This is a genomic window from Gimesia aquarii, from assembly GCF_007748175.1.
Taxonomy (GTDB): domain Bacteria; phylum Planctomycetota; class Planctomycetia; order Planctomycetales; family Planctomycetaceae; genus Gimesia; species Gimesia aquarii_A.
The window spans coordinates 3,906,720-3,920,643 of record NZ_CP037422.1 but is presented as its reverse complement, the minus strand read 5'-3'; the positions used below and the strand labels follow the sequence as shown (position 1 = coordinate 3,920,643).

Annotated in this window: 11 protein-coding genes; 3 read left to right on the top strand and 8 right to left on the bottom strand. The window is 43.7% G+C overall.

Translation table 11 applies throughout. The annotated features are described in order from the left end of the window. Nucleotides 1-34: 34 nt before the first annotated feature. Nucleotides 35-1,213 (bottom strand): methyltransferase domain-containing protein, encoded by a 1,179-nt coding sequence (locus V202x_RS15040; RefSeq protein ID WP_145176424.1) that lies wholly within the window; start codon nucleotides 1,211-1,213, stop codon nucleotides 35-37. A gap of 223 nt (nucleotides 1,214-1,436) precedes the next feature. Between V202x_RS15040 and V202x_RS15035 the strand changes: the two genes are divergently transcribed. Then, nucleotides 1,437-2,168 carry a TIGR04283 family arsenosugar biosynthesis glycosyltransferase gene (locus V202x_RS15035; RefSeq protein WP_145176421.1) on the top strand — a complete coding sequence of 244 codons (732 nt, stop codon included), beginning with the start codon at nucleotides 1,437-1,439 and terminating at the stop codon, nucleotides 2,166-2,168. Continuing rightward, nucleotides 2,162-2,857, top strand: coding sequence for a DUF2064 domain-containing protein (locus tag V202x_RS15030; protein WP_145176418.1), 696 nt, complete (start codon nucleotides 2,162-2,164; stop codon nucleotides 2,855-2,857). Before V202x_RS15035 ends, V202x_RS15030 begins: the two co-directional genes overlap by 7 nt. Here the strand turns inward: V202x_RS15030 and V202x_RS15025 are convergent. From V202x_RS15025 to tilS, 6 genes are all read right to left on the bottom strand, one after another. After that, nucleotides 2,854-3,681: a sulfite exporter TauE/SafE family protein gene (locus V202x_RS15025; protein WP_197992885.1), complete on the bottom strand. Its 828-nt coding sequence runs from the start codon at nucleotides 3,679-3,681 to the stop codon at nucleotides 2,854-2,856. The genes V202x_RS15030 and V202x_RS15025 overlap by 4 nt on opposite strands. Before the next feature lie 79 nt (nucleotides 3,682-3,760). Beyond that, a complete protein-coding gene (locus V202x_RS15020; RefSeq protein ID WP_145176411.1) occupies nucleotides 3,761-5,212 on the bottom strand; it encodes an MFS transporter in 1,452 nt (483 codons plus the stop codon). Nucleotides 5,213-5,230: 18 nt separating this feature from the next. Then, a complete protein-coding gene (locus tag V202x_RS15015) occupies nucleotides 5,231-6,181 on the bottom strand; it encodes a hydroxyacid dehydrogenase (RefSeq protein ID WP_145176408.1) in 951 nt (316 codons plus the stop codon). Nucleotides 6,182-6,222: 41 nt separating this feature from the next. After that, nucleotides 6,223-7,452: a threonine synthase gene (locus V202x_RS15010; protein WP_145176405.1), complete on the bottom strand. Its 1,230-nt coding sequence runs from the start codon at nucleotides 7,450-7,452 to the stop codon at nucleotides 6,223-6,225. A gap of 305 nt (nucleotides 7,453-7,757) precedes the next feature. Further along, nucleotides 7,758-9,311: an MFS transporter gene (locus tag V202x_RS15005; protein WP_145176402.1), complete on the bottom strand. Its 1,554-nt coding sequence runs from the start codon at nucleotides 9,309-9,311 to the stop codon at nucleotides 7,758-7,760. A 283-nt stretch (nucleotides 9,312-9,594) separates the two neighbouring features. After that, nucleotides 9,595-10,656: a tRNA lysidine(34) synthetase TilS gene (tilS, locus tag V202x_RS15000; protein ID WP_145176399.1), complete on the bottom strand. Its 1,062-nt coding sequence runs from the start codon at nucleotides 10,654-10,656 to the stop codon at nucleotides 9,595-9,597. Between the two features lie 987 nt (nucleotides 10,657-11,643). Here tilS and rny point away from each other — a divergent pair. Continuing rightward, a complete protein-coding gene (gene rny / locus V202x_RS14995) occupies nucleotides 11,644-13,191 on the top strand; it encodes a ribonuclease Y (protein WP_145176396.1) in 1,548 nt (515 codons plus the stop codon). Here rny and V202x_RS14990 read toward each other — a convergent pair. Further along, nucleotides 13,188-13,802, bottom strand: a complete 615-nt coding sequence (locus tag V202x_RS14990) for an FMN-binding negative transcriptional regulator (RefSeq protein ID WP_145176393.1) — start codon at nucleotides 13,800-13,802, stop codon at nucleotides 13,188-13,190. The two genes, rny and V202x_RS14990, sit on opposite strands and share 4 nt — an antisense overlap. Nucleotides 13,803-13,924 lie beyond the last annotated feature (122 nt).

Here is a 13,924-nt window from a genome sequence, read left to right as displayed (position 1 = left end):
ATTGCAGAATCAAATCTTCTGTCATGTCTTTTATTTAACAACACTCACTATCAGGACTGCAACAGGATTCCATGATTTCACTTGTTAAATCATAGTTTTTGCCCTTAGTTTCTCGAGGATGTCGAACAACATTTCGCCGACAGTCCATTTCCTGGGCTTCGTCTAGAGGTATATTTTGATAAGGTTCAACGGGAATAAAGTGTCCCTCATAAGGGGGAGCTTGTAGTAATTGATAGGTTTTATCGCAAACAGCAATTCGTTGTCCTCGAAAGTAAGTATGATGATCATCATCTTCAACTTTTTTAAATGGTCCACGATAAACCATTGCTTGATTTCTTTCGAGACACGGTCCTTGTTTGCCTTTATAAGCTGAGACCGTGATTGAGCGGAATTCAATTCCTTCAATGGTTTGCCAGGGAGTTTCTTCGCGTTTGAGAATTTCGATGCCATGGAAGCCGGCACTCTCAAATGCTTTTAAAAACTCATCTTCACGAAAAGCACCAGAGAGACAGCCCGACCAGAGCGTGGGGTCTTGTTTCAGATGTTGGGGGACGTCTTCATCACAGACGATATCGCTGATCACAGCTTTGCCACCACGTTTTAACACGCGAAAGACTTCTTCCAGCAGTTGACTGCGGTCACTTTCACGGACCAGATTCAGGACACAATTAGAAATGACGCAGTCGGCGCTCTCATCTGCAATCATGGGAGCTTCCTGACGTAGACGTTCTTCGAGATTCCTTAATTCCAGCCAACGCGCATGACTGTCAATCGGGTTGGAAGACAATTCCTGATTTAGCTGATCCAGATCCAATTTTAAGTCTTGAATCAAGCCACAACGGAATTCGACATTTGCGAATCCCAGTCGATCGGAAACCTGCTGTTGGTATTTTCTGGCTAGTGACAACATTTCTGCATTGCAGTCGACTCCAATCACTTTTCCTTCAGCTCCCACAATTTGCGAGGCGATGTAACAAATTTTTCCGCCTCCTGAACCCAGGTCGACAACAGTATCGCCTGCCGAAAGATATGAAGTTGGATCGCCACAGCCATAATCACGTTCCAGAATTTCCTCGGGAATGATTGATAAGTATTCGGTGTTGTATTCAACAGGGCAACACAGAGCTGGTTCTTTTTGATTTGCAGCATCGGCGTAACGTGAATAAACAGATTCTTCTTCTGTAGAAATCTGGTGTGCGTTCACTGAATTCATGGTTGTCTGAGTTCCTTTCAATTCCAATGTCAGTCTGTTGAATTCCCGGAAGAACCTTGATTACGATCTGGATCTAAATGACATGTTAGTATAATCATGTCAAAGAAGTCGAGAAATATTGTTGTTCCAGAGAGATAGCGACTTTTTGATATTTATAGTATCCATTATTATGGACAAAAAAACTGTGAATCAAATCACATTTTACAAGTTCAACCCGAAAAAAATGAGTTCAAGTCACGAGATGGTTTCAGAGCCTCAGCTTTCCGTAGTGATTCCTGTTCTGGATGGTGAAGATCATTGGAAGGCATTAATCAAGGATTTATCTTTTTTTCCGGACTCGACTGAATTTTTATTCATCGGTAGTGGTAACCAACCAACTGAGTTTGATGAACTGGTACATCAGTTTGAGATTGGTGGTCGAAGTCATTGGGATCGTTCTTCGACTGGCAGAGCAGTTCAAATGAACCGAGGGGCATCTGAATCGCATTGTTCTTATCTTTTATTTTTACATTCGGATTCGCGGTTGAGTGAACCGGCAGTTCGATTTTTGATACAGTCTTTGAAGTCGAGTCCTCATGCTTTGCATTATTTTAATTTAAAATTTCATGACCAGAGCCATTTTCTAATGCAACTTAACAGATGGGGGGTTTATTTTCGTTCACATTATTTGGGGATTCCATTTGGAGATCAGGGGCTTTGTCTGAAACGTGATCTGTTTTTTGAACTTGGTTGTTACGATGAATCGGTCTCTTATGGAGAAGACCATCTTTTGGTCTGGAAAGCGCGTCGAAATAGAATTCGTTTAAAATGCACTGGTGCAACGATTGAAACCAGTTCCAGAAAATATCAGCAACAAGGTTGGTTGAAAATCACTGCCACGCACCTTGTACTTACGGTAAATCAGGCCATTCCACAATTTATTCTTTTGTTAAAAGAACGTATTGGTTCATGGTAGCAAGGCAAGGCGCAATCGCCATCTTCGTAAAAACTCCTGGTTTTTCACCTTTAAAAACCAGATTGGCTCAATCCATCGGGCAAACTCAGGCAGAACAATTCCATACACTTTCGGCTAAAGCGGTTGAGGCAGTGGTTCGATATGTTTCAGAACGAGAACCTGTTGTTCCTTATTGGGCAGTTGCTGAGGAAGCGGCGCTGTCGAGTCCGATCTGGAAAGAGTTTTCCACTGTTTTTCAAGGAACAGGGGATTTAGGGATGCGCCTGGCGCACATTGATCAGTGCCTGTTCGATGCGCACGATTATATTATCTTTCTTGGCGCGGACAGTCCTCAACTTCCCGTTAGTTATCTGTTAGAAGCCATTGAACTCCTCTCAAAAAAAACTGATCAGCCTCAATTCGTAATTGGGCCCGCCATTGATGGTGGTTTTTATTTGTTTGGTAGCCAGGTCAGTCTGACTCAGAAAGAATGGCTCAATATTCCCTATAGCGCTTCCAATACTACCGAAAAGTTGCTTGAGCAGATCCAAAGACGTGGGAAGATCCATCAACTTCCCCTCTTGACCGATGTCGATACGATTGATGAACTTGAAATGATTGAACAGCAGGTTGAAATTGATAACAATCTTCTCTGGGAACAACATCAGGTTCTTGAGTGGATTCGGAACAGGAACTCGTTTGATTCTTAATCGTCTGCTTGCTTTTTCAGGAAGGGGCGCTTGGAAAGATCGACTTTTAATTCAGTGGAGTCAGCACGAGGCGAACTGCCTATAATGAGCATATATAGCGAGAACACGCCCAGCAGTGAGAGTAGACATCGTTTGAATAACACCGGATTAATTTGTGGTCCCAAAAGCGTCCCCAGTTTCATACCTAAAATGACAACTGGAATAAGGATGCAGGTGGTCAGCAACACTTCTGAAGTTGCCCATCCCATTAATGATAGTCCAATGACTCTAGAGATGGAGATCAAAATAAAAAAACCGAAAATGAACCCTTTATATTGATCTTGAGTCCATGGTTGACGAATTGCATAGATCACGATGGGAGGACCCGCAATACTTGTCGTACCCGCAAGGAATCCACTACAAAAACCAGCAAAAGTACCCCAGAGAGATGTTGGGTTTTGCTGTTCTTCCATAACAGCGGGTGTTCGTTTGAAAAATCCGTCAATCGTAATTAACAGAATCACCAGTCCGGTGCCCCGCACCAGGAGATCAATTTTAACGAGTGTAAAGATTAGCATACCCAATGGTAAGCCGATCAGCGAACCAATAATCGCGCCTGCCAGAATCCGGGCATTAGAGTGCCGACGATAATTCCAGAAAATCCAGATGACAGGCAATACAATACTGAAGGCGACCAGCAAGTTTGCCTCGCGAAAATTAATCACTAACGGCAGAGTAGCCATCGCGACAATCGCATATCCAAACCCGATGATACCCTGAATCAAAGCCGCAATGAAAACAATCGAAAGCACTATTAACCACAATTGTGGATCAGAAAACATCATTATCGTATACAAGTCATAATGAGTGATGCAGGGATGCATTACCCGGTTAAGCGAGAGTGAACGCAGCAGGAGGGAGTTGTTATTCCATCAATGCACTACCTTTGGTTTCTTTGGCAAAGAAGGGCAGGATAGCTCCAATAATATAGAGCATACTAAGGATTGTTGCAGTTTGTGCCAGGGTATATCCCCAATCTTTTTGCATCCAACCACCAATAAACAAGATGGGAGCCGCAAGAATGCGTCCTGCATTGAAGCAGAATCCTGTCCCTGTTCCTCTGAGACGTGTGGGATAAAGTTCCGGGAAGTAAATTGCATAACCTGCATGCATACCTAAAGTCAGAAAGCCAAAAACAGGTAAAAAACAGCCAATGACAACAGTATTATGGAAGACTTGAAAAAGCAACACCGTGCTGATCAGCCCACCAACGTGAAATAGAAAAAACGCGCCACGTCTTCCAAACCATTCACAAAGCGGCCCAAATGCTAACAGCCCCAATCCTCCACCGGTTGTTGCCAAAAACATACCCAGCATCTCCCACTTTTTTAAAGTCGCTTTGATAGTTTGAAAATATTCGTCTTTTTGTTCTTTCGGTACATCTATTTGCCCCTCAAAGTGTTCAATGATATAATCATTTTTGACCGAGTTCAAAAAAACATTTTTGCCATAAATGTGCACCCCCCAGAATGTTGCCAGTCCGATCGCTGCCAAAAGGACTCCAATGCATGTGCTCTTTATAAATTGCGGTAAAAACAGATTACTAATGCTGCCCATCGATTGGCTGGTATCTTGTTTTGCAGTTTCCTGTGCATGTTTCCAGGAATCCGGTTCTTTCAAGGATCGCCGAATCCAGATGATCAAAAATGAAGGCACAACTCCTAATGCAAATCCGATTCGCCACGGAAGACTAGGATAACCTGCTTCCTTGGCATACTCGAGAATACTTTCGTTCCCAATGATAAACGCACCAGCCAGAATCGCGAGGTATGTTCCAAGAACACTTGATGCATGAAAGATACTGCCAACCCGTGCGCGCGCTTTAGGGGGAAACGATTCTGCAACTAATGTACTGGCAACTGCCCATTCACCTCCTACTCCTAACGCGACCAGAAAACGAAAACCAGCGAGCTGCCACCATTCTTGGGAAAACGCAGAGAGACATGTAAATAATGAGTAGAATAAGATTGTCAGTGACATTGTCTTTTTGCGACCAATCCGGTCGCTTAAAGCACCAAATGCGATGCCTCCCAAAGCGCCTCCAATCAAAAAAGCGCCTAAGGCGACATTATTGTAAAGAGCCAGACGACCTTTAATCTCTTTTTGATGTTCCTCAACAGCAATGGGATTCTTTTGGGCTACTTCATCTAATGGTTCTGTTTTAATGAGAGAGGGCATGGCTTCGTTCATGCTAGCGACGAAGATTTGTCCTTCGAAGACATCAAAAACCCAACCCAGAGAAGCGATCGTCAGCACGAGCCATTGGTAACGAGAAATACCATGATACCATTTGTCTTCTTTCAGTTCGTTCTGCATCAAGCTGATTCTCTCAGATTAAGGTTCAAAAACATTGATCGCTTTATGTCCGCTCAGCACTAAACGCACATCTTGACAAACAGACTCAACCACGCGGTTTTGTGCTTCAAGAGTAAAGGCGGCGATATGGGGAGTTAAGATAACGTTTTCCATCTGGTTTAAAGGACTTTGTAGGGGAGGCTCAGTTTCTCTGACATCCAGCGCCGCACCGGCCAGTTTATGTTCCAGGAGTGCTTGCGTCAGGCCATGTTCGTCGACTACTTCTCCACGTGAGGTGTTGATAAAAAATGCGTCTGGTTTCATTTTGCAAAAATGCTGATAAGTCAACATTTTTCTGGTATTCGATGTCAAAGGGCTATGACAGGAGACGACATCTGCCTGGGAGAGCAGTGCATCCAGAGGCACAAGTTGTCCGTTTAATTGCTCGAGTTGCGGTGCATCTGCAGAGAGATAGGGGTCCGCTGCGATAATTTTCATTCCGAAAGCGTGAGCACGAGTCGCTGTCAAAGTTCCAATGCGGCCCATCCCAATCAGGCCGAATGTCTTACCATAAAGTTCAGAGCCGGTAAACTTGAGTCGATTCCAGCCTCCTGTCAGAGTATCCTGGCGTGCTTCGGGTATCTTTCGTAACAAGGAAAGCATTAAGCCAATCGTTAGCTCTGCCACAGAGAGAGAATTCGCATCGGGAGTAAAACAGACCACAATCCCTTTCTCGTGCGCATATTGTGTATCTACATTATCGAGGCCAGCGCCTGCTCGTGCCACGATTTTCAAATGAGGAGCAGCATCAATCAGCTCCTGGTTGACTTGTGTCTGATTTCTTACGATTAAAGCTTGGGTTTTCTGGATTTTCTGTTTGAGTAAATCTCTATTTTGCCAGAGGTATTCATCGAATTCGACGTCAAGATCCTTTATGAGGCGATTCATGGCCGCCCCTTGAATATTCTCGGTTACTAGAACATCGTTCATCTCAACGCTTTCCACTCTGGTATTTCAAAAGGTCATACATTTCAGGTAAAAAGAGAGAAGTCAATCGGCTGAGTGATATCGATTGACTGATCAGCGGGGGGGAGTTCGTATTTCAAACCAGATGCACAATTAAATAAAACAGCGCTTTCATCGGGGCTGATACGTCCTGATATGAGTTCCTGCTTATACGCTGCATAAGTTGCGGCCCCTTCCGGGCACATGAGGAAGCCTTCCTGGCGGGAGACTTCGTCTAATGCTGCGGTGATTTGCGCATCATCCACGGCAGTGGCGAACCCTTGGCTTTCTCGCACTGCCCGCAAGATTAGAAAATCACCAACGGCAACAGGTACACGAATGCCTGCTGCTACAGTATGTGCATTTTCCCAGAGATCGGCGTGTTCTTTGCCTTCGTCATATGCTTTTACCATTGGAGCGCATCCACTCGCCTGGACGGCAACCATACGAGGCAGTTTTCCTGTCAGCCAGCCAATTTCTTTAAGCTCGTTAAAAGCTTTCCACATGCCGATCAGGCCGGTTCCGCCGCCGGTGGGATAAAAAATGACATCGGGAACCTGCCATCCCATCTGGTCAGCTAGTTCCAGGCCCATCGTTTTTTTACCTTCAATACGATAGGGTTCTTTGAGTGTTGAGAAATCAAACCAGCCTACAGATTCTTTTCCCTGTGCAACGATCTTGCCACAGTCATTGATCAATCCGTTGACCCGCCAGACCTGTGCACCTTGCGCGGCAATCTCACGCACATTGATTTCGGGGGTATCTTCTGGGCAGAATATATAAGACTTCATACCGGCACGTGTTCCGTAGGCAGCTAGTGCTGAGCCGGCATTACCATTTGTGGGCATGGCTACTTTTGTAACGCCAAGCTCTTTCGCCATTGAGACTGCCATACAAAGTCCGCGTGCTTTAAACGAACCGGTGGGAAGTCGACCTTCATCTTTGATCCAGATTGAACCTTTACCACCCTGCAAATTCGGAGCAGGGATCAACGGAGTTTGAATTTCTCCCAAACTGACAATATTTTCTGATTTACGAACCGGCAGGAATTCTCGGTAACGCCAGAGATTTGCTGGGCGGCTTGCCAGGTCCGCTTGAGAGACTGACAGTGCAATTTGGTTTAAATCGTATTTAACCAGTAGTGGTTTTCCTGCCTGTGAAAGACCGTGCAATTGATCGGCTGCATAGTGGTCGCGTTCCATGCCACATTCAAGATGGGTTACAAAAGTAGGAGTCTCCGGGAACGAATCGTGCATTTGGTAAAACCTGTCGCTTTAGACGAAGTATCGAGGAGTATATAGTTGTAAAATCTTTGGGATAATATAGTTCTGTTATCCAGCTATTGCTCAAAAAGTCAACCCATTGACGTTGATGAATACCGTTTTGAATCTTTTCGATCCGGCCCTTTCCATCAATTTCGAGCTTTGTCTGGTGCAAGTCTAAACGAAGAGAGATAGACTCTCATTTCTAAGTGATTTCGCTGTATTGATTTGAAGAAAAAACGACCACCTGAATTCAGGTGGTCGTTAAAAGTGATCTACAGATATAAGAGTATCTGCCGTTATTCGATGGGGCCTTCAATACCGCCAGTATAATGCTCTCCGATGGGTTCTTCACCGTGGAGAACCTCAACCTGATATCCACCCTTGGAGCGGAAGTATAAGACGAGAATAAAGTAACCAATGGCCATGATCAGAGGCACTAACGCCGTACATTTCAATGCCATACGACCACCATAGATCCCTGCTTCATCTACAGGCTCCTTGTCTTCAGAAGCATATTTCTTTGCACCCTGCCACCATTCATTAAGTGCGGTAATATTTTTATCCGTTTTGCCTTCTTTTTTTAGTTGTGTGACGGTTTCTTCCAAATCTTTGCCATCGTTATTAAGAACACTTACTTTGGCTCCATCGAGCCCTTTAATCTTGGGCAAAAACAAGAAGCCACTTTTCTCTGCGACGGAATACCGTTCATACGCTTGAGGTGAGAGTTTTTCCAGATCTTTGGTAGCGTAATAGTCTTGATTATAACCAATTCCAGGACCACCCAAGAGACCGGCGGAAAGCATTCCAATACCGCCCATCGCTCCCATCGTAATCGCGCCCCCTTGAGGGAAACGTTCGCCAACGACACCAAGCATGGTTGGCCAGAGAAAAGTTTTTCCTAGACCATACACGGTGACCGCGATCCAGATCATATAAGCAGCTTCAAAAGAGCCAATCATGTATAAGCCAACAGCGCCAAAGCATGCACTCACACAGAGCAGACCCAGCGGGTTAATTCTTTCTACAATCGGGCCAGCAAAGAATCGCAGGACAAACATGATCAGGGATGCATAAACGAATAGAATCAGCCCCTGACCAGTCAGAATAGAATCTGTAATACTCGCAATCCAGCTATCAGTTCCTAGCTCTACATATCCCACACAAGCATGTAAGAAGAGTAAGAATATAAGTAATGGACTGGCAAATGTCATCAGCATCTGTCCGTAACTTACGCCGGCAGATTTGGCCTCCGAAAGTGGGAACTTTTCTTTAATGACAATGAATCCATAAATCAGAGTCGGAATCAAAAAGACCGCCATAGGTATTTCCCAGCGGAGTCCGGGAATCGTTTCTTTTAAATTACCATATATTGCGGCGATGATTCCACCAATAATCAATCCGCCAGGCCAGCCCGCATGTAAAATATTTAGGTAGTGGGTTTTCTGTTTAGGGTAGAGAGTGGCAACGAGCGGATTAATTACCGCTTCACAGAGACCATTGGCAACAGCAAACATAAACATACCAACGTAGAGACACCAGTAAGTTCCATCCTTACCTACGGATTCGAAAATCGGAGTTGCCGCAAAAGTCACTAATGCAGAAAGTACATGTAATATAAAAGCCAACAGCAAGATTGGTTTGTAACCAACATTGTCGGTAATGAGGCTGGCTAACAGAATCACAATTCCGAAACCAACAAGGCCACCTCCAGTAATTGTTCCCAGTTCCAGTTTAGTAAAACCGTATTGGGCACCCCAGTCCGCCAGGATACCTCCTCGGATTGCGAAACCCACGCCGGCGGCAATGAGTGTCATAAAGCTCGCAATAAACAGTGGTTTATTGTTATTCATAGTTGCAATTTCTTTGATTGAACAGGGCGAGAAACGGGTGTAATGTGTTTTACAAGCAGTATTAATTCAGAAGCGATTAAGATCGGAAGCTGATCAGGAATGGGTGCTTCGAATGGTCTTGATCACACGACAATAACACAAAACATACTTCATCTTGACTCTCAAATCGTGACGAAGCGGTGTTGCATTTTTTATCAGCAACGCCAGATTCTAACCAACCTGAAACAAATTTTCCACAATACATATGCTGGAATGCGAATGTTTATCAGATTCCCGGGGCTTACTATAAAGTGGGGGCTTTCAACCTGCGTAAAATAAGTAGTCGTTCACGGCGCTCTGCATTGATTCCGTCCGGCAGATTTAATTTCTGATCCGACCTGGAGAGTTTTAACAATCTTTGCCAGTGATCAAAGCCCATTCGTTTTCGTGGCCAATCCATTCTTTGCCATATTTTTAGAAAACATTGTCGAATGATATAGTCTGGAGTATTTTTAAAAACATCGCAATCTAATCGCCATATTTCCTGATTTTTGTCTAAGGTTGCGGCAGTCAATATCTGCTCCGCTTGTTCATCAATAAGCGTGCTCACTTCATCGGCCTGATGAGAGAGCCGGTTTAATGCTTGAATTACGTTTGAATTCAGTTCTTTTTTTAAGAAAGGTAATAATTCGTGTCGTATGCGGTTTCGAGTGAATTTGACATCAGAGTTAGTTTCATCTTGTCGAAATTCTTGAGAGCATATTTTTAAATAGTTGAGTATTTCTCCGCGGCTGATTTCGAGTAGAGGACGGATTAAAAAAATTCCCTTCTGCAAATGGCGAATACGAGGGATTCCTTTGAGACCTGAGATTCCAGTACCTCTGATAATATGGTGCAAGACAGTCTCAGCTTGATCGTCGCATGTATGTGCAATGGCAATTCGTGTGCACTGATTTTCCTGGGCCATGCGGACTAAAAAGTCGTACCGCACCTTTCTGCAGAGTTCTTCTAAACCTTCACCCGATTCTTGTTGAAGACGGCTTAGTTCCTGTTTTTCATAAACAAAAGGGATTGCCAACCGCTCACATTCGGTTTTGAGCCATTTCGCATCAGTGTCCGAGCGATTTCCTCTCAAGCCATGATTGAAATGCGCCACGGTTAACGAAGCAGTGTAGGATGAATTGCTTAATTGGTGTAATGCTTGCATTAAAGCAACACTGTCTGCTCCTCCTGAGACAGCGATCAGAATGCGATTTTCTAAAATAGAAGTAGGTGGACTTGCGTTAATATCTTTTAGGGATTCTGATTCAACCCGCCCTTCACATTCAAGTAACCCCTGTTTTACTGCTTGAACAAACTGGTTCATCGAGAAATTGAATTCTGGAAAGTGGGAGAGATTAAGAAGTTATAGTAATAGCTTCAGAGAGTGAGATTTGAGTTTCAGCCAATATTTGTAACTATATACTATCGAAACTAGATTTGTCTTGTTACCATAAATAATGGAAATTTAAGAGAAGTTTCACCTACGTTTCAGTTTGAGACTGATTCCGTCTTTTTTTGAAGATCTTATTCTCTTCAAATTAGGAGATGAGTAATTCTGTTTTTTACTAGAGGCGTGGGCGTTCACTTTTCATAATAATTTCATCGTTTTTTATTTTTTAGGTTTCCTTTCGGCATTTCTTGGTTTGTTAGGGAGCATTGTTACAGCGACATTTTTTGACTCAATGTGTGTTGAATAAATCACTGTAATTAAAGAGTTTTTAAAAGTAGTCCCAGGTTCAGTGGAATTGGAAAATCAACAATGTTTGGTATTCTCAATGAGACAATTTTAGCAATTTATGTTCTTCTTACTAAATTGGTGAGAGTATTGCCGACGCTGATTCGTTCTCGAGAGTCGTCTTCTTTTAAGAGAAGTCACTTTTGGGATGTTGAGTTTATGACTCAATTGAAACAGAGAAATGAGATCGTGCGTCGTTTTTTGTCTCGTTTGGGAATAGAGCAGCGGTCTCGTGTGCCCGTAAAGGTAAGATCTGACGAATGTCGTTTTAAACGTCGATAACTAGATCAAAATACGGACTATCTGTTTGTTGTATAAGTGTTATCCTGGGCTGCAAAAAATTAAATCATGTCATTGAATTCATTTCTTTAATCAGGCATATTTAATTTCAAAACTCTCTGGCGCTCCTGTCATCCTAAAGAAATTCCTGACAACATGATTTGTGCTGATCTGTTTATTCTCTTTTTGGAGTTTAAATCGAGATGAGTTCAATTTTGTCTCTGTTGTTTGCTAAGGCCATATAGCGGATAACAGGAAAGGGACTTTCACTATAGGCGCATAGGAAGCACCTGGAATATGTTTACTGAAGTTGCTATTGGGGCTGGCCTGGCGTTTATCGTCGGGGCTGTCATTGGTTATTTTTTTGATCGAATTCGCCGCGGATCCGCTTACCAATCGTATGCACAGATTCTGAAACAAGCAGAAATCGATTCAGAAAATTTGCTCAAGAGCCAAAAGCTGGAAGCCAAAGAAGAGTTGTTGCAACGTCGAGAAGCTCTTGAAGAAGATGTTAACAAACAACGAGAAGAGCTATGGTCGATTGAAAAGAAACTTAGTAAGCGAGAAGCCACTTTAGAGGACCAACAAGCAGATTTCCTCAAAAAGGAAGCCATGATTCAGGCAACTCAATCCAAAATTGCATCCCGATCCAAGGCGGTCGAAGCCAGAGAACAGGAACTCGAGCGCGCCCTTAAAAGCCAGCAAGAAGAGCTGTTTAAGATTAGTGGACTTGATCGAGAGACCGCTTCCAAGATGTTATTGGATCGTTTGGAAGGAGATTTGAAGAATGAAACCGGGGCACTGATTCTCAAGCATCAAGCTGAATTAAAACAGACGTGTGATAAAATTGCGCGTGAGACGATTGGAATGGCCGTTCAGCGGTTTGCCTCTGGTCATGTAGCAGAAACAACAGTTTCCACTGTGGAATTGCCAGAAGAAGAAATGAAAGGGCGGATTATCGGTCGCGAGGGTCGCAATATTCGCGCTTTTGAAAAAGCGACTGGAGTTGATGTGATTGTAGACGATACTCCGGGGGTCGTTGTCGTGTCTGCATTTGATAATGTGCGGCGTCAGATTGGTAAAATGTCTCTTCAGAAATTAGTCAACGACGGTCGAATTCATCCTGCTCGTATCGAAGAAGTTGTTGAGGAGACTCAGAAAGAGCTTGAAGAGTATATTCAGACAATGGGACAGAATGCATGTCAGGAAGTGAATATCTCAGGGGTGAATCCCAAGTTAGTCGACTTGTTGGGGAGACTCCATTTTCGAACAAGTTATAGTCAAAATGTGTTAAGGCATTCAATCGAGGTTTCTGCGTTAACTGGTATTATGGCAGAACAACTTGGTCTGGATGGTACAATTGCTCGTCGGTGTGGACTGTTTCATGATGTTGGAAAAGCAGCAGACCATGAGATGGAAGGGGGGCATCCTGCTGTCGGTGCCCAGTTGTTGAAACGATATGGAGAGTCGCAGGAAGTTGTACATGCGGCGGCGGGACACCATGATGATATTCGTCCTGATTATATCTATACCGTATTAGTAGCTGCCGCTGATGCGTGTTCTGCTTCACGTCCGGGAGCGCGTCGAGATACACTTGAGAAATATGTTCGACGTTTAGAAGAGTTGGAAACACTTGTTTGTGGATTTCCAGGTGTCGACCATACCTATGCCATTCAAGCGGGGAGAGAAGTGCGTGTTATTGTGGATTCAGATCAGGTAAATGATCGTGAAGCGGCAAAAATGTGTAAAGACATCGCAAAGGCGATCGAGGAAACGTTAACGTATCCAGGTGAAGTTCGTGTGACAGTCATGCGAGAGTCGCGTACGATTGAGTATGCCCGTTAATCGGTTAATTGTGCACGCATCAACGAGGCGATGGCTTGAGGGTTGTCGCCACGTTCTTGCTTTAAATGATTGATGACTTTTTTTCGTCGTTCAACTGAGTGATTCTGGTTGAGTTTAAATTTGCCTTCAATGCGGTCGATCTCAATCGTAAATCCGACGATCCCCTTCAGTAACTGATTGATAAGCGTAGAGTCTACATTTTGTATCGACCATTGAGCAGGTTGAGAGGCTTCAAAAAAGTCAACATATTGCTCAAGAATGTCCTTCAATTCTTTTGGATCTTCAATTTGGGAATAGCGTCCATAGACATGTACGGCGAGATAATTCCAGGTGGGAACCGTATCTGGGTTTTCGTACCAGGTTGGTGAGATATAAGCGTGGGGGCCATGGAAAATGGTGAGCACACTCTGGTGCTGTTTCATCTCGGCATGTGGATTCGCTCTTGCAAAATGACCAATTAATCTACCTTGTTTGCGATCAAGTAAAATAGGTAAATGGCTGGCAAATGGTTCATTATCCATTTGGGAAATCAGAGTCGCAAAACTGTGTTGTTCTATAAAATTATGAAGTTCATTCAAATCCGTAATGCTGAAAGCAGATGGCACATACATTATCGAATCTGTCCTCTGGAAGTTCTGTGGTAATAAACGATTTATCACATTGTGGTCAACGAAATTGGCTTTTACCAGTTTCATTTCTACCAAATCGAAGTTCTTAGGTATTGGACAGGCTT